Origin of the sequence: Pseudonocardia alaniniphila (assembly GCF_022524485.1) — a bacterium.
GTDB lineage: Bacteria > Actinomycetota > Actinomycetes > Mycobacteriales > Pseudonocardiaceae > Pseudonocardia > Pseudonocardia alaniniphila.
The window spans coordinates 421,875-441,489 of record NZ_JAKXMK010000003.1 but is presented as its reverse complement, the minus strand read 5'-3'; the positions used below and the strand labels follow the sequence as shown (position 1 = coordinate 441,489).

17 protein-coding genes are annotated in these 19,615 nt (G+C 73.2%); 10 read left to right on the top strand and 7 right to left on the bottom strand.

Going from position 1 to position 19,615, the window contains the following annotated elements:
* Positions 1-59 precede the first annotated feature (59 nt).
* Positions 60-1,058 carry a potassium channel family protein gene (locus tag MMF94_RS04840; RefSeq protein ID WP_241035050.1) on the top strand — a complete coding sequence of 333 codons (999 nt, stop codon included), beginning with the start codon at positions 60-62 and terminating at the stop codon, positions 1,056-1,058.
* Between the two features lie 9 nt (positions 1,059-1,067).
* Here the strand turns inward: MMF94_RS04840 and MMF94_RS04835 are convergent, their stop codons facing one another.
* On the bottom strand, positions 1,068-2,471 hold the full coding sequence (locus tag MMF94_RS04835) for a HAMP domain-containing sensor histidine kinase (protein ID WP_241035014.1): 1,404 nt from the start codon (positions 2,469-2,471) through the stop codon (positions 1,068-1,070).
* The gene (locus MMF94_RS04830) at positions 2,468-3,169 is read right to left on the bottom strand and encodes a response regulator transcription factor (protein WP_241035013.1); all 702 of its coding nucleotides are present in this window, start codon (positions 3,167-3,169) and stop codon (positions 2,468-2,470) included. Before MMF94_RS04830 ends, MMF94_RS04835 begins: the two co-directional genes overlap by 4 nt.
* Positions 3,170-3,300: 131 nt before the next feature.
* On the opposite strand from MMF94_RS04830, the gene MMF94_RS04825 reads away from it, so the two are divergent.
* The gene (locus MMF94_RS04825; protein WP_241035012.1) at positions 3,301-4,104 is read left to right on the top strand and encodes a single stranded DNA-binding domain-containing protein; all 804 of its coding nucleotides are present in this window, start codon (positions 3,301-3,303) and stop codon (positions 4,102-4,104) included.
* Between the two features lie 17 nt (positions 4,105-4,121).
* On the opposite strand, the gene MMF94_RS04820 is transcribed toward MMF94_RS04825, so the two are convergent.
* Genes MMF94_RS04820 through xylA form a run of 3 tightly spaced genes read right to left on the bottom strand, consistent with a single transcriptional unit; the run spans position 4,122 to position 7,938 of the window.
* Complete coding sequence (locus MMF94_RS04820; RefSeq protein WP_241035011.1) at positions 4,122-5,357, bottom strand: ROK family transcriptional regulator; 1,236 nt, start codon at positions 5,355-5,357, stop codon at positions 4,122-4,124.
* The gene (xylB, locus tag MMF94_RS04815; protein WP_241035010.1) at positions 5,354-6,754 is read right to left on the bottom strand and encodes a xylulokinase; all 1,401 of its coding nucleotides are present in this window, start codon (positions 6,752-6,754) and stop codon (positions 5,354-5,356) included. Before xylB ends, MMF94_RS04820 begins: the two co-directional genes overlap by 4 nt.
* Complete coding sequence (gene xylA, locus MMF94_RS04810; protein ID WP_241035009.1) at positions 6,751-7,938, bottom strand: xylose isomerase; 1,188 nt, start codon at positions 7,936-7,938, stop codon at positions 6,751-6,753. Before xylA ends, xylB begins: the two co-directional genes overlap by 4 nt.
* Positions 7,939-7,994: 56 nt before the next feature.
* On the opposite strand from xylA, the gene MMF94_RS04805 reads away from it, so the two are divergent.
* Together MMF94_RS04805 and MMF94_RS04800 are read left to right on the top strand one after the other, a co-directional pair.
* On the top strand, positions 7,995-8,849 hold the full coding sequence (locus MMF94_RS04805; protein WP_241035008.1) for an exodeoxyribonuclease III: 855 nt from the start codon (positions 7,995-7,997) through the stop codon (positions 8,847-8,849).
* A gap of 47 nt (positions 8,850-8,896) precedes the next feature.
* A complete protein-coding gene (locus MMF94_RS04800; protein WP_241035054.1) occupies positions 8,897-9,772 on the top strand; it encodes a hypothetical protein in 876 nt (291 codons plus the stop codon).
* 109 nt (positions 9,773-9,881) lie between these two features.
* Here MMF94_RS04800 and MMF94_RS04795 read toward each other — a convergent pair whose 3' ends face one another.
* The gene (locus MMF94_RS04795) at positions 9,882-11,246 is read right to left on the bottom strand and encodes an MFS transporter (RefSeq protein ID WP_241035007.1); all 1,365 of its coding nucleotides are present in this window, start codon (positions 11,244-11,246) and stop codon (positions 9,882-9,884) included.
* 154 nt (positions 11,247-11,400) lie between these two features.
* Between MMF94_RS04795 and MMF94_RS04790 the strand changes: the two genes are divergently transcribed.
* Complete coding sequence (locus MMF94_RS04790) at positions 11,401-12,663, top strand: aldehyde dehydrogenase family protein (protein ID WP_241035006.1); 1,263 nt, start codon at positions 11,401-11,403, stop codon at positions 12,661-12,663.
* Here the strand turns inward: MMF94_RS04790 and MMF94_RS04785 are convergent.
* Positions 12,615-13,595 carry an AraC-like ligand-binding domain-containing protein gene (locus MMF94_RS04785; protein ID WP_241035005.1) on the bottom strand — a complete coding sequence of 327 codons (981 nt, stop codon included), beginning with the start codon at positions 13,593-13,595 and terminating at the stop codon, positions 12,615-12,617. The two genes, MMF94_RS04790 and MMF94_RS04785, sit on opposite strands and share 49 nt — an antisense overlap.
* 109 nt (positions 13,596-13,704) lie before the next feature.
* On the opposite strand from MMF94_RS04785, the gene MMF94_RS04780 reads away from it, so the two are divergent.
* The 5 genes from MMF94_RS04780 to nudC all read left to right on the top strand — a co-directional run bounded on the left by MMF94_RS04780 (position 13,705) and on the right by nudC (position 19,614).
* Positions 13,705-14,727 carry a carbon-nitrogen hydrolase family protein gene (locus MMF94_RS04780; protein WP_241035004.1) on the top strand — a complete coding sequence of 341 codons (1,023 nt, stop codon included), beginning with the start codon at positions 13,705-13,707 and terminating at the stop codon, positions 14,725-14,727.
* Between the two features lie 104 nt (positions 14,728-14,831).
* Positions 14,832-15,923 carry a hypothetical protein gene (locus MMF94_RS04775; RefSeq protein ID WP_241035003.1) on the top strand — a complete coding sequence of 364 codons (1,092 nt, stop codon included), beginning with the start codon at positions 14,832-14,834 and terminating at the stop codon, positions 15,921-15,923.
* A gap of 51 nt (positions 15,924-15,974) precedes the next feature.
* Positions 15,975-17,225 carry a M16 family metallopeptidase gene (locus MMF94_RS04770; protein WP_379660408.1) on the top strand — a complete coding sequence of 417 codons (1,251 nt, stop codon included), beginning with the start codon at positions 15,975-15,977 and terminating at the stop codon, positions 17,223-17,225.
* Positions 17,222-18,631 (top strand): M16 family metallopeptidase, encoded by a 1,410-nt coding sequence (locus MMF94_RS04765; RefSeq protein WP_241035001.1) that lies wholly within the window; start codon positions 17,222-17,224, stop codon positions 18,629-18,631. The genes MMF94_RS04770 and MMF94_RS04765 overlap by 4 nt, the downstream gene beginning before the upstream one ends.
* Positions 18,631-19,614: an NAD(+) diphosphatase gene (gene nudC / locus MMF94_RS04760; protein WP_241035000.1), complete on the top strand. Its 984-nt coding sequence runs from the start codon at positions 18,631-18,633 to the stop codon at positions 19,612-19,614. Before MMF94_RS04765 ends, nudC begins: the two co-directional genes overlap by 1 nt.
* The last annotated feature ends 1 nt before the right edge of the window (position 19,615 follow it).

Here is a 19,615-nt window from a genome sequence, read left to right as displayed (position 1 = left end):
GCGCCGTGACCGATCGGCGCCGGCCGCTGGCCGACCCCTCGCTGGTGGGGCTCATCCGGATGCCGGACACCTCCGCCGGCCCGGTGGTGTCGCTGCTCCGCAGGCTCGCCATCGCGTTCGGGGCACTGGCTGCTGCTGCGCTGGTCGTCTACTTCAGCGGCGACGGGTACGTCGACAACAACAGCAGCACCCCGATCTCGCTGGGTGATGCCTTCTACTACGCCACCGTGTCCCTGTCGACCACCGGATACGGCGACATCGTCCCCGTCACGCCGGAAGCACGCCTGCTGACGACGCTGGTCATCACACCGCTGCGGCTGCTGTTCCTCATCGTGCTGGTCGGCACCACCGTGGAGCTGCTCACCGAGCGTTCCCGGCAGTCAGTTCGCATCGAACGCTGGAGGTCTCGCGTGCGCGACCACACCGTCGTCGTCGGTTACGGCACGAAGGGCCGGGCCGCCGTCGAGACCCTGCTGGGGGACGGGGCAGAGCCCAAGGACATCGTCGTCGTCGACACCGACCGCACGCGCCTCGACCAAGCGTCGGCGCTGGGGCTGGTGACGGTCACCGGCAACGCCACCCGCTCCAGCGTGCTGCGGATCGCAGGCCTGCAGCAGGCAACGGCGATCGTGGTGGCCACCAACCGGGACGACACGGCGGTGCTGGTCACCCTCACGGCCCGCGAGCTCGCTCCGGACGTCCGGATCGTTGCGGCGGTGCGGGAGTCGGAGAACGTGCACCTGCTGCGCCAGTCCGGCGCCAACTCGGTGATCGTCTCCGCGGAGACGGCCGGGCGCCTGCTCGGCATGGCCACCACCACCCCGAGCGTCGTCGACGTGGTGGAGGATCTGCTGACCCCGGACGCCGGCTTCGCCATCAGCGAGCGGCCGGTCGAGGAGTCGGAGGTCGGCGGGTCGCCGCGGCACCTGCCCGACATCGTGCTCGGAGTGGTCCGGGGCGACAACCTCTTCCGCGTCGACGCCTCGGCCGTCGACGCCCTGGAGCGCGGAGACCGGCTGCTCTACGTCCGCAAGGCGACGCTGCCTGACGAGCGCTGATCTCCCTCCCTACCCTCTGGGGAGGGTGAGAGCGAACGCCGCGCCCGTGCCGGCGGGGGGATCGACACAGCGCACGTCGCCCCTGTGTGCCCATGCGATCCCGCGGGCGATCGCGAGCCCGAGCCCGGCGCCGCCGTCGTCGCTCGTGCGGGCCTCGTCCAGGCGGACGAGCCGGTCGAAGATCCGTTCCCGGTCGGCGGGGGGCACTCCGGGGCCGGTATCGGTCACCAGCACCGTCGCGTAGGCGGCCGCCGTCACGGCGACGGTGATGCGGCCGCCCGCCGGGGTGTGGCGCCGCGCGTTGTCGAGAAGGTTGCCGAGCACCTGGCCGAGCCGCGCGGCGTCACCCGGCACGACGACGGCCTCGCCGGTCACCTCGATCGTCCGGTCCGGCTCGAGCAGCTGCACCCGTTCCGCCTCCGTGCGGGCCAGATCCAGCAGATCCACCGGTTCCCGGCGCAGCTCGATCCCGGCGTCGATCCGGGCCAGCGCGAGCAGGTCGTCCACCAGCCGGGCCGCTCGGCGGCTCTCCCGCAGCAGCAGCAGGTTCAGCCGGTCGCGCTCCTCGCCGTCGAGATGGGGGGCGATCGAGGCCTCGGCCACGGCCTGCACTCCGGCCAGCGGGGTGCGCAGCTCGTGGGCGGCGTCGGCGACGAACTGCCGCGTGCGTGCCTCGGACGCGCGCGCCGCGGCCTCGGCGCCCTCCAGCTCGTCGAGCATCGCGTCGAACGCGGACGCGGTGCGCCCCAGCTCCGTGTCGGTGCGCGAGGGGGCGAGCCTGCGGCCGCGGTCGCCACGGGTGATCGAACGGGCCAATGCGGTCATCGAGTCGAGCGGGGCGAGCGCGACCCGGGTGGTGAGCAGCGTGACGACGCCGGCGACGGCCAGCGCCCCGAGGCTGAGCAGCAACAGCGTGCGCCGCAGGAGATTCTGCGCCGCCGTGCTCGGGCCGGCGTCGGCCACGAGCGTGAGCCGTGACCCGTCGGCCAGCGGCTGCTGCAGCACCTGGTCGCCGCGCCCGCGGTCCTCGCCCTGGCCGCCACCCCAGCGGCCGGGGAACCCGCGTTCGCCGGGCCCGTGCCGCCACGGCGGTCCGGAGGGTTCGTCCTCGTCCGCCTCACCGTCGTACACACGACCGTCGGGTGCGACGACGACGGCCCGGAGCCCGGGTGCCTCGACGCGCCGGGCCACGTCCTTCGACGGCACCCCTTGCGCCACGAGCTGGCCGGCCAGCGCGGCCCGGACGGAGAGCTCGTCGCGGAGTCCGGCGCGGGTCTGGGCGGCGAACACGACGTCGGTGAGCACGGTGACGACCACCAGGACCGCGGCCAGCACCAGCATGCTCAGGGCCGTGACGCGCCGGCGGAGGGAGACGGTGCGCAATCGGGACCCGGCGGGTGGCCTCCCCCTCATGTGGGCGCCTCCCGCCGGTCTCCGCCCGCGTCCGCGGCCGGGGCGGTCCGCAGCACGTAACCGAGGCCCCGCACGGTGTGCACCAGCCGCGGCTCGCCCAGCTTGCGGCGCAGCGCCGAGACGTGCACCTCCACCAGGTTCGGGTCGTAGTCGGTGTAGCCCCACACGCGGGTGAGGATCTGCGCCTTGCTGACGACCCGGCCGCGCTGCGCCGCGAGGTAGTCGAGCAGGCGCAGCTCCGTGGCGGTCAGCTCGATCGCGACGCCGCCGCGCCGCACCGAGCCCGCGGTGGCGTCGACCAGGAGGTCGCCGACCTCCACGGTGGACGGGGTGCGTCCCGTCCGGCGGAGCACGGCGGTGACCCGTGCGACCAGCTCTGCCAGCGCGAACGGCTTCACGACGTAGTCGTCGGCCCCGCCGTGCAGACCACGCAGCCGGTCGTCGACGGCGTCGCGGGCGGTGAGCATCACGACCCCGGCGTCGCTGTGGCGTCGCACCAGGTCGAGCAGCGCGAAACCGTCGCGTCCGGGAAGCATGATGTCGAGCACCACGAGGTCGGGCCGGAAAGCCTCGAGTTCCTCCTCCAGCGCGCGCCCGTCGCCGCGCCCGCGCGCCACGAAGCCCGCTTCGGCGAGCCCGGCGAGCACCGCGGTCCGGATCGCCTCGGCGTCCTCCACCACGAGTACGCGCGCGGCCACCGTCCCATTCTGCGCCGACCGTCCAGTTGCCCCGCTGAAGATCGGCTGAAGGTGTGGTCCGGCTTCAGCCCCGGTTCAGCATGCGCCGCGACCGTCGGTGGTGCCTGAAGGATCCGATCCGAGGAGGAATCGTGAGTTCTCCGACCGAACCGCCCACCGTCCAGAATCCGCCGCCGCAGAGCCCCCCGCCGCCGGCCGATGGGCCTGCCCCGCGCCGTTCCTGGCGTTCCCGGCTGCGCAGCCGTGGCGTGATCATCGGCGCCGTGATCGTGGCCGTACTGGTCGCCGGGGGTGTGGCGGCGGCGCTCCTGGTTCCTGACCGGCACCGCGGCTTCGACCGCATCGGGCCGGTCGGTGAGCGCGGTAACTGGGGCGCCCCCTGGCAGGGCTCGGGCGGGCCAGGGGAGGGACCGTGGGGCGGCGGCGGTCCCGGCTGGGGCCCGTGGGGGCACGGCGACCGGTTCAGCGCTCCCGGCGGTCATGGCGATGAGCGCGGCCCGCGCGGCATGCGGGACGCGCCGGTGCTCACCGGTACCGTCGCCTCGGTCGCCGACGGCACCCTCGTGGTGAACGTCGACGGCAGCGGCCAGCGCTCGCTGCGCACCGACGGCGACACCCGCGTCCGCGGCGGCCAGAACAGCGGCCTGGGTGACCTGCAGAGCGGCGAGCGTGTCGTCGTCCAGGTGCAGGGGACGGGCGCGAGCGCCACAGCCCGTGCAGTGTGGACTCCGCAGGCCCGGGTCATCGGCACCGTGACCGCACTGGCCGGGGACCGCGCCACCCTGACCTCGATCGACGGGCTCACCGTCACCGCGGACGTGGCCGCGCTGTCGCAGAAGCCGGTGGTCGGTGACGTCGTCGTGCTGACGGGCGTGGCCGCCGACCCGAGCACGATCAGGGCGGACGGCATCCGGGTGCTGCCGCGCGCACAGTGATCGCCACGAGATCCGTGTCAGCGCCCCGATAGGGGCGGATGCGCCGATCTCGCGACGATCATGGGGTCGGCCAGCAGGTCGTGCACCACCGCCGTCGCGGCGCCGCGCAGGGCTGCATCCGCGCCGAGTGCGGAGAACCGGACGTCGACGGCCGGGCGGGAGACGACCCGCACGGCCAGTTCGGCGCGCACCGCGTGGAGCAGCGGCTCCCCGCACCGCGGGTAGATGCCGCCCAGCACCACCGCGGGCACGTCGAGGAGGTTGACGGCCCCGGCCAGAGCCACCCCCAGCGCCCGTCCGACGGCCGCCAGCACATCCGGGGGACGGACGGCGACCAGATCCTCCAGGTCGGCCGAGCCGGCGGCGCGGAGCAGGGCCGTCAGGCCGGCCACGGTCTCGAGACAGCCGCGGCCACCGCAGCTGCACGGCCGGCCGTCCGGCTCGACGACGACGTGGCCGATCTCGCCTGCCCGGCCGCTCGCCCCGCGGAAGAGCCGTCCGCCCAGCAGGATGCCCGCGCCCACCCCGATCCCGCCCGAGACGTGGACGGCGTCGGCCGGGCCGCCCGACCACAGCTCGGCCAGCGCAGCCAGGTCGGCCTCGTTCCCGGCTCGGACGGATAACCCGAGCCGCCCGCCGAGCTCCTCGCCCACCGCGACGTCCACCCACCGGGGCAGGTTCGGCGCCCGTTCGAGCACACCGTCCGCCCCGACGACGCCGGGCAGCGCGACCGCCGCCCCGGCGATCGGCAGCCCGGCTTCGGCAACCACCTCCGTGGCGAGCGCTTCGGCCGTCGCGAGCCCAGCGGCGGGCGGCTCGTCCCGGTGGTCCGAGCGGGCCACCCGGCGGGCGCGTACGGCCCCGGTCAGGTCCACGACACAGGCGCCGACGGCGTCCACCCCGATCTCGACGCCCAGCCCGGCCGGGCCGGAGGGATCGAGCTGCAACGGGCTCGCCGGCCGTCCGGTGGCACCCCGGGCGGCGGCGAGCTCCGTGACGAGCCGCGCCGAGATCAGCTCTTCCACCAGCGACGACACGGTGCCGCGCGTGAGCCCGGTGCGGGCCGCGACCGCCGCCCGCGACACCGGGAGCGGCCCGGCGACCTCCCGCAGCACGAGCGCCAGGTTGTGCCGCCGCACCGTGTGCTGCCCGGCCCCGTGCCCGCGCCCCGGCCCGCCGGCCGCCCGTTCCCACCCCGCGAGCTGCCCGCCGGGTAGGTGCGGGTCACCCGGCCCGCCGGGGTTCGTGCTCACGCGAGTTGGTGCGCCGTCAGCTCGCGGACCTGCGCGTACCGCTCGCGCACCGCAGGCGTCGGCTCCGCCTCGAACGTGACGGTGTCGGCCGCGGCCCAGCGCGGAGGAGCGGAGGTGCCCGCGAGCACCCACGCCGCCTGTCGGGCCGCGCCGTCGGCCACGTACTCGCCCGGGGTGGGCAGTAGCACCGGCCGGCCGAGCACCGCGGGCGCGATGCGGGCCACCGCGTCAGACCGCGCCCCGCCGCCCACGAGCAACGCCCGCTGCACCGCAACCCCGGCCGCGACCAGCGCGTCCAGTGCGTCGGCGAGACCGCAGAGCAGCCCCTCGACGGCGGCACGGGCGATGTGGGCGGGCGTGGAGTTGGCGAGCGTGAGCCCGTGCAGCGCGCCGGTGGCGTCCGGCCGGTTGGGTGTGCGCTCGCCCTCCAGGTACGGCACGAGCACCAGCCCGTCCGCCCCGGCGGGAGCGGACAGCGCGAGCCGGGAGAGCTCAGCGTGGTCCACGCCGAGCATCCGTGCCGTGGCGTCGAGCACCCGTGCGGCGTTGAGCGTGCAGACCAGCGGCAGGTGCTCGCCGGTGGCCGAGGCGAATCCCGCGATGATCGCGGTCTCGTCTGCCGTGGTCGTGGTGGTCACCGTGGAGACCACGCCCGACGTGCCGATGGAGATCACCACGTCACCGCGTTCGGCGGCCAGGCCGAGCGCCGCCGAGGCGTTGTCGCCCGCCCCCGGGCCCAGCAGCACGCCGTCCGGGGTCCGGCCCGCGGGCTCGGCGGGCCCGAGCACCCGCGGGAGGATCACGTCGGAGCGGCCGAGCGCGCGTTCCAGCAGGTCAGGCCGGTACTCCCCGGTGCTGCCGGAGAAGTAGCCGGTGCCGCTCGCGTCGCTGCGGTCGGTGACGAGGTCGGTCAGCACCCCCGTGCCACGCAGCTTCCAGGTGAGCCAGTCGTGCGGAAGGCACACCGCAGCCGTGGCCGCGGCGTGTTCCGGCTCATGGGTGGCGAGCCAGCGCAGCTTCGTGACCGTGAACGACGCCACCGGAACACTGCCCGTTGCCTCGGCCCACTCCTTCGCACCCAGCTCGGCGACGAGGTCGGCGGCCGCGCCTGCGGAACGGGTGTCGTTCCACAACAGCGCGGGCCGCACGACCTCGCCGTCGGCGTCGAGGCAGACCATGCCGTGCTGCTGCCCGGCAACGGCCATCGCCTCGACGCCATCGAGACCGCCCGCGTCGGCGATCGCGCCCTGTAGGGCGTCCCACCACGCGTTCGGATCGACCTCCGTGCCGGGCGGATGTGGTGCCCGGCCGGAGCGGATCAGTTCGCCCGTCGTCGCGTCGCGGATCACGACGGTCGACGACTGCGTCGACGAATCGACACCCGCGACAAGACTCACGACCGGGCGCCCAGCAGGTGCTCCACAGCCAGCTGGTTGAGGCGCACGAAGCCGTAACCGCGCTCGCCCGCCTTGACGGCGTCGTAGTCCTCGTACGCGGAGCGGTCGGCCTTCAGGTCGGCCACGGACTCGCCCGCGTTCAGCGTGGGCTTCGCGAGGTCGGCTACGCCGGACACGGCGAGCGCCTCGGCGACCTCCGGGTCGGCCCGGAACGCCGCGGCGCGCTCCTTGAGCAGCAGGTAGGTGCTCATGTTGGCCGCCGCCGACGCCCAGACGCCCTCGACGTCCTCGGTGCGCAGCGGCTTGTAGTCGAAGTGGCGCGGGCCGTCGTAGCGCGGGCCGCCTCCGGGAGCGCCGTTCTCCAGCAGGTCGACCGTGGAGAACGCGTTGAGCAGGTCGCCGTGGCCGAACACGAGGTCCTGGTCGTACTTGATGCCGCGCTGGCCGTTCAGGTCGATGTGGAAGAGCTTGCCCGCCCACAGCGCCTGGGCGATGCCCGCGGTGTAGTTGAGCCCGGCCATCTGCTCGTGGCCGACCTCGGGGTTCACGCCGACGATGTCGCTGTGCTCCAGCTCGGCGATGAACGCGAGCGCGTGGCCGAGGGTGGGCAGCAGGATGTCGCCGCGGGGCTCGTTCGGCTTGGGCTCGATGGCGAAACGGATGCCGTAGCCCTGCTCCTTGACGTACGCGGCGAGCAGGTCGATGCCCTCGCGGTAGCGGTCCAGCGCGGCGGCGATGTCCTTGCCCGAGTCGACCTCGGCGCCCTCGCGACCGCCCCAGAACACGTAGGTCTTCGCGCCCAGCTCGGCGGCGAGGTCGAGGTTGCGGATCACCTTGCGCAACGCGAAGCGGCGCACGCCCCGGTCGTTGCTGGTGAATGCGCCGTCCTTGAAGACGGGGTGGGTGAACAGGTTGGTGGTCATCATCGGGACGACCAGCCCGGTCTCCTCGAGAGCGGCCTTGAAGCGCGTGACGATGCGGTCGCGCTCGGCCGCGTCGGAGCCGAAGGGGATGAGGTCGTCGTCGTGGAAGGTGACGCCCCAAGCCCCCAGGTCGGAGAGCTTGTGCACGGTCTCCACCGGGTCGAGTGCGGGACGCGTGGCGTCGCCGAACGGGTCGCGGGCGGGCCAGCCCACTGTCCAGAGTCCGAAGCTGAAGCGGTCCTCGCGAGTGGGCTGCGGCATCGCCGACTCCTTTTGTTCGGGCATCGTACAAACTCGATCACGGTAGCCTCCCCGAGGTGCGTCTGGCTACGTGGAACGTGAACTCCGCCCTCTCCCGGCTGCCCCGGCTGCTGCCGTGGCTGGACGAGCGCGCCCCCGACGTCGTCTGCCTGCAGGAGACGAAGCTCTCCGACGAGGCATTCGCCGAGTCGTTCGCCGAGCCGCTCCGGGAGCGCGGCTACGCCGTGGCCCACCACGGGGAGGGCCGCTGGAACGGCGTGGCGCTGCTCTCCCGCGTCGGGCTCGACGACGTGATGCGCGGGCTGCCCGGCGAGCCGCGGTTCCCGGCGCCCGAGTCGCCCGCCGAAGCACGGGCGATCACCGCCACCTGTGACGGCCTGCGGGTCACCTCGGTGTACGTGCCCAACGGGCGCACCCCCGAGGACCCTCACTACCTCTACAAGCTGGAGTGGCTCGCGGCGTTGCGTGAGTCGATCGGCGCGCCCGCCACGGCTGTCATCGCGGGGGACATGAACATCGCCCCCACCGACGACGACGTGTGGGACCCATCGCTGTTCGTCGATTCCACACACGTGACGCCCGCCGAGCGCAAGGCGCTGGCGGAGATCAAGGGCCTCGGGCTGCACGACGTGGTGCGCGACCGGTGGCCGACCGAGCGCGTGTTCACCTATTGGGACTATCGCGCCGGCCGGTTCCACAAGGACCTCGGGATGCGCATCGACCTCGTGCTCGCCGGTGCCGACCCGGCCGGGCGGGTCGCGGCCACGTGGGTGGACCGCAAGGCACGCAAGGGCAGCGGGCCGAGCGACCACGCTCCGCTGATCGTCGACCTGGACGTCGCACCCGACGGCGACATCGGCCCCGTCGTGCCTCCGCCCTCGACGCCGGCGAGGCTGGCGCACCGCTCCTGAGTTCCTCAAACTTTGCCGGTCACCGCCCCGCCTGCGACACTCAACCGATGTCGGGGCCGTACGCACACCCGCAGACCGGCCCGCCAACCCCCAATCTCGGGGCTCCGCGTCTGATCGCCGCGGCGTTGCTGGTGGTGGCGGCGGCGCTCGCCGTGGGCGGAACCTTCCTGGCCCTGTCGGTGCGTCGCTACGACTTCGGCCTCCCCGGCGGCACGGTCGTCTTCACCACCGGGTGGGCCGTCAACATCGAGGGCGCACCGGGGATGTCGAACCCCCCGGGCGCGGCTCCGCTCGGCATTCCGGTCGTCGTGGCCGCGGGGCTGGCGGCAGTGGCCGCGATCCTGCTGCTGCTCTCCGTACGCAGATCGGGCGACCACGTGCTGGCCCGGATCGCCGGCATCGGGGCAGTGGGCCTGCTCGTGGGCAGTGTCTGGATCATCTGGATCGAGCTGTTCACCCTTGCCAGCAATGCAGCGGCGGCGGTGAGGGACGGTTCGGACGGCGGGTTCCACCCCGTGGTCGTCTTCGGAGCGGGGGCCTGGCTCCTCCTCGCGGCCGCGCTGCTCGCGCTCGTCTGCATTCCGCTGCTGGCGATGCCCCCCGCTGATGCCGTTTCCGCGGGCGGCCGCGTCCCGTACGGGGCGGACCAGGAGCCCACCTCGCCATGGTCACGGTCGCCCGGTGGCGCCGACGCGCCGCCGGTCCCGTCGGAGACCCCACCGGCCGGCGTTTCGCCTGCGTGGCCGCAGACCCCGCCTGCTGGTGCGCCGCCGGTCCCGCCAGGCACGCCCCCGGGTGGCACTGCGCCGGTCCCGCCGGGCATCCCGCCCGGTGGTGTTGCGCCGGTCCCGCCGGGCACCCCGCCGGGTGGTGCTCCGCCCGTGCAGGGCGACTCGCCCGCGCATGAGCCGCGTCAGCCCTGACCGACCCTGACCGCCCCGGACCGGCGCGACATGGACACGTATCGCTGAATCCACCACCCACGGAACAGCGACGTGTGTCCATGTCGCGGGGGCCAACCCCCGCCCGACCTCAGCGCGGGGCCGAGGCTCGGCCGGCTACCAGCGTGCCCAGCACGGCCATCGCGGTCAGCACCGCGACCAGCAACGGGAGTGCCGCCGCCGGCGTGCCGAGCAGCGCGAGGAGCGCACCGCCCGCCCCGATCATCGCCGCGGTGGTGAGCTGGTCCGCGATCTGGGCCGCCGACGAGTGGAAGCCGACCTCACCCGCCGCCGACTGCTGCAGGAGCAGGAAGGACATCGACGAGAAGCCCAGCCCCATCCCGGTCCCGGCGGCCACCCAGAACGGGAGCGCGAGCCACGGCAGCCCCCACGACGGCGCGACGAGCAGCATGCCCGCCGTTCCCACCGCGAGCAGGACGAAGCCGATGCGCAGCAGGACGGTGCGGGAGAGGTCCGGATGCCGTCCCTGCCACGCCGATGCGGCCGACCACCCGAGCGACCCCACGATCAGTGGGACACCCGCCATCGCCAGCGACCAGCCGTGGGTGCCGTTGAGCATCAGCGGCAGGTAGGCGTTGACGGTGAAGAAGATCCCGGCGAGCAGGCCGCGCGAGAGCACGACGGTCGGGATCCCGCGCCCGGCGCGGAACACCCCACGAGGGAACAGGCGAATCAGTGCCGGGGCCAGCACCACGATCGCGATCCCGGCCACGACCGCGGCGATCACCCCGCCGTGCTGGGAGGCCCAGCTGAGCGCGGCGACACCGGCCGCGGCGCCGAGCGCGCCGAGCACGAGCCCGCGTCGAGCCGGGGTGACCTCACGCTCCGGGTCGGGCGGCTCCAACCGGCGCACGGCCGGAACGACGAGGGCAACCGCCAGCAGCACGAACGGCACCAGACCGAGGAACACCCAGTGCCACGACACCGTCTCGGTCACGAGGCCCGAGATGGGCGGGCCGAGCAGTGCGGGCAGCACCCAGGCCGAGGAGATCAGCCCGAAGACGGCAGGCCGGGCCCGCTCGGGGTAGACGGCCGCGACCAGGACGTACACGGCCACCGCCTGCGTGCCTGCGCCGAGACCCTGCAACACCCGCCCGATGAGCAGCTGGGTCATGCCGGTCGCCGTGCCGGCGACGAGCAGGCCGAGGCCGAACAGCAGCGGAGCCCCGACCAGCGGGACCCGTGGACCCGCCCGGTCACACCACCGGCCACCGAGCACCGTGGCGAACACGGCGGCGGCCATGAATGCGACGAAGGGCCATGCGTAGAGGGACACGGCGCCGATGTCGGCGACGAGCGCGGGCATGGCCGTGCCGACGCCCATCGACTCGAACGCCACAAGGCTGATCAGCAGGACGATGCCGATGGTGGTGGCACGACGGTCAGGTCCGAACAGCTCTGTGCGGACGGCGCTGGGCGCGGCGGCTGTGGTCACGCCGAGAATCGTGCAACCTCACCTCCGGTTCAGGTCAACACGGTTGGTGTGGCCCACAATCGGACGAACGGCATTTCGTGTCATGAACCATGGCGGATCCACCGTTCGCTCGGGCCGGGTGAATCCCGGTACCCCCGCGTGGCAACCTTTCCTCGTGAGTACCGGCACCGCAGCATCAACCGAGACACCCGAGGCTCTTGCCGTGCGAGAGGCCGCTCTGCGCGCGGCCGCCGCGGCACCGGGCGTCCGGGCGGCGGGCGCCGCGGCCGTCGACGCTGCGCTGCGCACGGCGGCGGAGCTCATCCGGGAGCGCAGCGCTGAGCTTCTCGCCGCCAACGCCGCGGACGTCGAGGCCGCCGAGCGGAACGGGATGGCCGCCGGCCTGCTCGACCGCCTGCGCCTCGGTCCCGAGCGGCTCGCCGACATCGCCCACCAGCTGGAGGTGCTCGCGAGCACGCCGGAGCCGCCCCTGCAGCACGAGGTCCGGACCCTGCCGAGCGGTGAGCGCGTGTTCGAGCGGCGCGTGCCGGTCGGCGTCATCGGCGCGGTGTTCGAGGCGCGTCCGAACGTCACGGTCGACGTCGCCTCGCAGGTGCTCAAGGCGCGCAGCGCAGCGGTCCTGCGCACGGGGTCGGCAGCGCTCGGGTCCGCCCGCGCTCTCGTCGATCTCGTCATCGCGCCCGCGCTCGAACGGCACGGTGTTCCGGCGCACGCCGTGCAGCTCGTCCCGACACCGGGGCACGCGGGCGCGGAGGCGCTGGTCGGGCTGCCCGATCTCGTGCCGCTCGTGGTGGTGCGCGGCAGCGGCGAGGTCACCCGCAAGCTCTCCGCGCTCGGCGCGGCCGCGGGCACACGGGTGCTCGCCCACGCCGACGGCGGCGGCGTCCTCTACCTCGACGCCAGCGCCGACGAGGCCGACGTGACGCGGCTGGTCACCGAGAGCACCGACCGGCTCGGCGTCTGCAACCGGCTCAACCTGCTCCTGATCGACCGCCCCGCGTACGACCGGCTGTGGCCCGTGGCCGAAGCCGCGCTCACGGCCAGGGAGATCACGCCGAGCCTTCCTCCGTACGAGCACCCCTTGGGCCACGAGTGGGCGCTCGACTCCGGCGCCGAGTCCCACGTCACGGTCGCGGCGGTCGACGGGCCGGTCGACGCCGCCACCACAGCGGCGCGGGAGACGTCCGGGCTCGCCGCCACGGTGTGCGCCGCCGACGAGACCGCCGCCACGGCGTTCATCGACGCCTACACCGGCACGGGTGTGTTCTGGAACGCCACCACCCGGCTGCTCGACGGCTACAAGCTCCTCGGCCTGCCCGAGACCGGCATCAACGTCGACCACACGCCCGGCCCGCGGGGGCCGGTCACCTACCTCGACCTGTCGTTGCGCCAGTTCGTGGTGCTGCCCCCGGCCTGAGCGAGGCGGACGTCGCGGGCCGTGCAGCCGAACCGCGCCTTGAAGGCCCGGCTGAAATGCGATGCGTCGACGAACCCCCACGAGAACGCGAGGTCGCCGATCGTGCGGTGGCGCAGCGCGGGGGCGCAGAGATCGGCACGCACGGCGTCGAGCCGTTGCGCCCAGATCCACTCCGAGATCGAGCACGGTTCCCCGGCGAACGCCCGGTGCAAGGTGCTCACGGAGGTGTGCAGGTGCGCGGCGATCGAGGCCACCGAGAGCCTCGGGTCGCGCAGCCGGCCTCGGGCGCAAGCCTTGACCTGCTCCCGGCGTGCCGCGCGCGTCGGTTCCGGTGCGGAGCGCGCGACGAGCGAGCTCAGCCCCGCCGTCACGATGTGCTCGATGCCCAGTGCGACGTCCGCCGCCGCCGAGGGCTCGATCACCGTGATGCCGGTGTTGAGCATCCGGATCATCTCGGCGGCCAGGGCCCCGGCGCCGCGCGAGCCGCACACGCTGCGCGCGGTGAACTCTGATGCCGGGCCCAGCTGTGCGCGCAGCGTCGGGCCGGGGATCATGAGCACGTACTGCTGGAAGTCGTCCTCGAAGCGCAGTTCGTAGGGGCGCGTCGAGTCGTAGACGGCGAAGTCACCCGGCCGCAGCTGCGCGATGCGTTCGTCCTGCACCACGTACCCGACGCCCTCCGCCTGGACGCCGACGAGCACGTAGTCCTCCGCAGCCGCTGCGATGAGCGATCGGGTGCGCCGGACCTGCTGGGCCGTCGAGGTGACGCGGGAGAACTCGAGCGTGGCCACGGAACCCACCCGGATGTCGCCGACGACGTCGTGGCCCGGGGCGTCGCAATCCAGGCGGATGTAGGTGTCGCAGACGGCGTCGGTCCAGAAGTCGAGCCGGTCAGCAGCCTCCACCGCGTCGGTTGAGATCACGCGCGCCACGCATTCATGGTAGGTGCGGGACGCTCCGCCGAACGTGTGCGGCGCTGAGGCAACGGAACCGAGACGCAGGGACCATCGTGGCCCGCGCAGCTCGCGCATGCTTCCGGACATGAGCATCGAGCACCCTCGATACCGTGCCGCCGCCGTTCAGGTGTCCCCCGCTTACCTGGACCTCGACGCCGGGGTGGACAAGGCCATCGGCCTCATCGCCGAAGCCGCCTCGGCCGGCGCGGAGCTGATCGGATTCCCCGAGACCTGGATGCCCGGCTATCCCTTCTTCATCTGGCTCGACTCACCGGCCTGGAGCGCACAGTTCGTCCAGCGCTACTTCGACAACTCCCTGGCCTACGGCACACCGCAGGCCGACCGGATCGCCGAGGCGGCCCGGGAGCACAGCATCACGGTCGTGATGGGGTTGTCGGAGCGGCAGGGGGGCAGCCTCTACATAGGGCAGTGGATCATCGGCCCCGACGGCGAGACGATCGCGCGGCGCCGCAAACTCAGGCCGAGCCACGTCGAGCGCAGCGTCTTCGGCGACGGCGACGGAAGCGACCTGTCCGTCTACACCACCCGGCTCGGGCGCCTCGGCGCGATGTCGTGCTGGGAGCACGTGCAGCCGCTGTCGCGCTACGCGATGTTCGCGCAGAACGAGCAGGTGCACGTCGCCTCGTGGCCGAGCTTCTCGCTGTACCCCGGCTCCGCGTACTCGCTGGGTCCGGAGGTGAACATCGCCGTGAGCCAGGTCTACGCCGTCGAGGGCGGCTGCTTCGTCGTGGCCCCGTGCGCCACGGTCTCCGAAGAGATGATCGAGCTGTTGTGCACCGACGACGCCAAGCGGGCCATGCTGCTGCCGGGCGGCGGATATGCCCGGATCTTCGGCCCCGACGGTCGCCCTCTGCACGAGCCGTTGGCTCCTGACGTCGAGGGTCTCGCCTACGCCGACCTCGATCTGGGCCTGATCTCACTGGCCAAAGCGGTCGCGGACCCTGCAGGCCACTACGCGCGTCCCGACGTGACGCGCCTGCTGCTCAACAAGACCCCCGGCGACCGCGTCGTCCCGTTCGTGGCGCCGGGCGTGGAGATCGAGGAGGACCTGCCGCTCCCGGCCACCCGGACGACCGCGGACGTGTGACGTCGGGTCCACACCTGACTTTCGCTGAGGATCCGCTGTGACCGTTCGTGAACGGTGGGGAATCCCGCATTCCGGACGGATCGCGCTCCTGTCAAGCTGATCGCATGGCGACGACAATGGGGACGCAGCCGACCTGGTATCTCTTGCGCAACTCGGGTGAGGCGCGCCCGCGGGCCTCGATGCGCACCAACGTCGTCACCACCGTGCTGTCGGTGTGGTTCACGCTCGGCCTGTTCCTCGACGCCTACGCGCACTCCACCTTTCCGCAGCTCGAAAGCTTCTTCACGCCGTGGCACGCGGTCTTCTACAGCGGGTTCGCGGTCACGGCCGGCTGGATCCTGTGGACGGTGTGGGGCCACGTGCAGGAGGGCAGGCGCGGTATCGCCGCGGTTCCGGCCGGCTACGGGATGACGATCGTGGCGCTGCCGGTGTTCGCGGTGTCCGGCGGAGCCGACCTGGTGTGGCACGAGGTGATCGGCATCGAGATCACCACCAACATCTTCTTCAGCCCCAGCCACCTGGGCCTGCTCGGCAGCATGGTCGTCATCCTCACGAGCCCGCTGCGCGCCGCGTGGTCCGATCCGGATCTCCCCGCGCGGCCGTCGCTGCGGGCGCTGCTGCCCGCCGTGCTCACCCTGTCGTTCGCCACGAGCCTCGTGCTGCTGTTCCTCACCTACGGAAATGCGCTGCTGATGTCGCCCTCCGGGGTCGTGGCAATGTTCTCCAGCGTCGAGGACGGCAACTCCGGCATGCTCGCCACGCGCATCGTGCTCACCGGCCTCGTGCTGCTCGCGCCCCTGCTCCTGCTCGCCCGGCGCTGGCACCTGCCCGTCGGCACAGCGACGATCGGGTTCGCCATCGCGGCGCTGATCTCCGCCGTCCTCATGTCGTTCGAGCGCTTCACCATTCCGATCGCGATCGTCGCCGCCGGTGTCCTCGTCGACCTGCTGGCGCTGTGGCTGCGTCCGAGCGCCGACCGGCGTGCGGCTTTCTGGCTGTTCGGCGCGCTCGCGGCGCTCGTCACGTGGGCGGTCTACATCGGCACGGCGGCGGTCACCACGGGCAGGCTGCCCGCGATCGTGGAGTTCTGGACCGGCATGCCGGTGATCGCCTCTTTGCTGGGCTGGGCGCTGGCCGCGCTCATGCTGCCGAATGCGATCACTGCGTCCGAGCGGGTCGCCGCCACCTCCGACTAGATTCGGGGCGTGCCTGCCGTAGAGCTACACAGGACGACGCTGCCCAATGGCATGCGGGTCCTGGTCGTCCCGGATCCCGCCACCCCCGTCGTCGGCGTCGCGGTGCACGTCGACGTCGGTTTCCGTTCGGAGCCGGAGGGGCGCACCGGGTTCGCGCACCTGTTCGAGCATCTGATGTTCCAGGGCAGCGAGAGCCTGGAGAAGCTCGCCCATTTCCGGCACGTGCAGGGTTCGGGTGGAGTGTTCAACGGCTCCACGCACCAGGACTACACCGACTACTTCGAGGTACTGCCGGCCGCTGCTCTGGAGCGGGCGCTGTTCCTCGAGGCCGACCGGTTCCGGGCCCCGAAGCTGACGGACGAGAACCTGCGCAACCAGGTCGACGTCGTCAAGGAGGAGATCCGGCTCAACGTCCTGAACCGGCCCTACGGCGGGTTCCCGTGGATCCTGCTGCCGCCGGTCCTCTACGACACCTTCCCCAACGCCCACAACGGCTACGGCGACTTCTCCGAGCTGGAGCAGGCCTCGGTCGAGGACGCCGCCGCCTTCTTCGACACCTACTACTCGCCGGGCAACCTCCAGGTGACCGTCGCCGGCTACCTGGACGTCGACGAGGCGCTGCGGCTGGTCGAGAAGCACTTCGGGGACATCCCGGCCCGGCCCGCCCCGGTCCGCCGGTCGTTCGCGGAGCCGCTGCCCACCGGTGAGCGCCGCCAGGTCGTCACCGACGCCCACGCCCCGCTGCCCGCCTTCGCCCTCGGCTACCGGCTCCCCGACCCGGGTGCCGACCTCGATGGCTACCTCGGCCACGCGCTGCTGGGCTCCGTGCTCGGCGCAGGCGAGGCCGCCCGGCTGCAGCGGCGGCTCGTGCACGTCGACGGGCTCGTCACCGACGTCTCGGCCGGTGCCGGGCTGATGGGCCCGCTCGACGCCCGCGATCCCGACACGTTCACGATCACCGCGGTGCATCCCGCGAACGTCGACCCCGACCGTGTGCTCGCCGCCGTCGACGAGGAGCTCGACAAGCTCGCCGCAGAGGGACCGAGCACCGATGAGCTCGCCCGGCAGGTGGCCCGCTGGTCGGCAGGCCTGCACCAGGAGAACGACCGCGTGATGTACCGGATGCTCGGTCTCGGCGCCCGCGAGCTGCTGTACGGCCGCGCCGAGATCGCCGTCGAGCTACCCGACCGGCTCGCCGCCGTCACGCCCGAGCACGTGCGCGCCGCTGCGGAGGCGCTGCGCTCGTCGGGGCGCGGTGTCCTGCTCGTCGAGCCGACAGCCGCCCAGGAAGGCACGAAATGACCGCCACCGAGCAGCACACCCCCGGGCAGGCCGTCCCCGGCGAAAATCCCCGCCACCGCAGCGCGGAGGAGATCGGCCGCACCGCCGCAGGCCCCCGCCCGCTGCCGCCTCTCGGCCCTACCCGCGCCGTTCCGCTTCCCGACGTGGAGGAGCGCACCCTCGACTCGGGGCTCCGGGTCCTCGTCGCACACCGCCCGGGCGTGCCGATGGTCGAGCTGCGGCTACGCGTCCCGTTCGCAGGCGACGAGCCCACGCACCCGGCGGTGAGCGAGCTGCTGGCGTCCACGCTGCTCACCGGCACCACCACACGGGACCGCGTCGGCATCGACGACGAGCTGGCCGCCGTCGGCGCCGATCTCGGCGTGAACGTCGACCCGGAGCGTCTGCAGATCGGCGGCCACGGGCTCGCCGACGGCCTGCCCGATCTCCTCGCAGTACTGGGCGACGTCCTCACCGGGGCCACGCATCCCGACGCCGAGGTGACGCGCGAGCGTGCCCGTCTCGTCGAGCGGATCTCGCTGGCCCGCTCCCAGCCGCGCACGATCGCCCGCGAGGCGTTGCAGCGCAAGCGGTTCGGCGACCACCCGATCACCCGCGAGATGCCCACGGGGGACGAGGTCACGGCCGTCACGGCCGAGGAGGTGCGCGCGCTGCAGGCCGCGTCGCTCGTGCCGCGGGGATCGATCCTCACGCTCGTCGGCGACATCGACACCAGCGCGGCGATCGCGCAGGTCGAGAAGGCACTAGGCGGCTGGACGTCGGACGCCGTGGCCCGCGAGCTCTCCCCACCGCCTGCCATCCGGGCCGACGATCTGCAGCTCGTGCACCGCGCGGGATCCGTGCAGTCGCAACTGCGGCTGTCGGCGCCCGCGCTGCGCCGCCACGATCCGCGCTACGCGGCGCTCCAGCTGGCCAACCTCGTGTTCGGCGGCTACTTCTCCTCCCGTCTGATGGAGAACATCCGCGAGGACAAGGGCTACACCTACGGCGCCCACTCCGGCATCGAGTTCGTCCCGCAGGGAGCCGTGCTCGGCGTCGAGACCGATGTGGCGAGCAACGTCACCGCCGCCGCGCTGCTCGAGACCCGCTACGAGCTGGGCAGGATCACCGCGGTTCCGCCCACCGACGCCGAGGTCGAAGCCGCGCGCAGCTATGCGGTGGGGTCGCTGCTGATCTCCCTGGACAACCAGGGCGGCCTGGCCTCCACGCTCGCCGCGCTGGCGGCCGACGGGCTCGGCATCGACTGGTTGCGCGCCCACCCGGCGCGGCTGGAGTCCGTCACCACGGCACAGGTGGCCGAGGCGGCACTGGAGTTCCTCGCACCCGCCGCGTTCACCGGGGTAGTCGTCGGCGACGCGGACGTGATCGGGGCCGGCGTACGGGCGCTCGGGGGGATCTCCGACTGATGACCGCGTTCGCCGGCTTCCGGCTGCTCGCCCCGCCCATCCTCTCCCGGTCGGCCGTGCTGCGCGACGAGCCGCTGCGCACCGACGTCGAACGCCAGCTACGCGGCTGGCACGCGGCGCGGCTCGTCGTCGTGGACGACAAGGGCCGCACCCCCGTCGACTGGGGCGGCGGGGAACCACCCGCGGGGCCGTGGGACTCCGTGCACGACCAGGTCGCCCGCCTGCGTACGCGCCCCACCACGGGCGACGCTCCGCCCGTGACGGCCGTCCTGCTCGGCGAGGCCGACGACGTGCAGTACTGGGCGGAGCGCGGGCAGCCCGACCTCGCCGCGGGCGACGACCCCGCCGAATGGGCCGACCTGCGCACTGCCGGAGCGGCGCTCGACGCTCTCGGTGCCGGCCTGCTCACCGGCGCCGTCGCCGTCCTGAACTGGCACGACGCCGCGCGCTTCTGCGCCCGTGACGGCTCGCCGATGCACCCCGGCCACGCCGGCTGGCACCGGGTCTGCGAGGCGAGCGGCCACGAGGAGTACCCGCGCACCGACCCCGCCGTGATCTGCCTCGTCCACGACGGGGCGGATCAGGTGCTGCTCGCGCGGCAGCCGGTCTGGCCCGAGGGCCGGTTCTCGGTGCTCGCCGGGTTCGTCGAGGCGGGCGAGTCGCTCGAGGCGTGCGTGATGCGGGAGATCCACGAGGAGGTCGGGGCCGCGGTCCGGGACGTCCAGTACCTGGGCAGCCAGGCCTGGCCCTTCCCGCGTTCGCTCATGGTGGGCTTCCACGCCCTCGCCGACCCCGACGTCCCCCTGGTGCCCGCCGACGGCGAGATCGCCGAGGCGATGTGGGTGACCCGTGAGGAGCTGCGCGCCGCGCTGGACCACGGCGACTGGAGCGCGGAGCGAGCCGGTACGGCGAAACGACTCCTGCTACCAGGCCAGGTCTCAATAGCAAGATCAATGCTGGAAAGCTGGGCAGCCCTGACCTGAC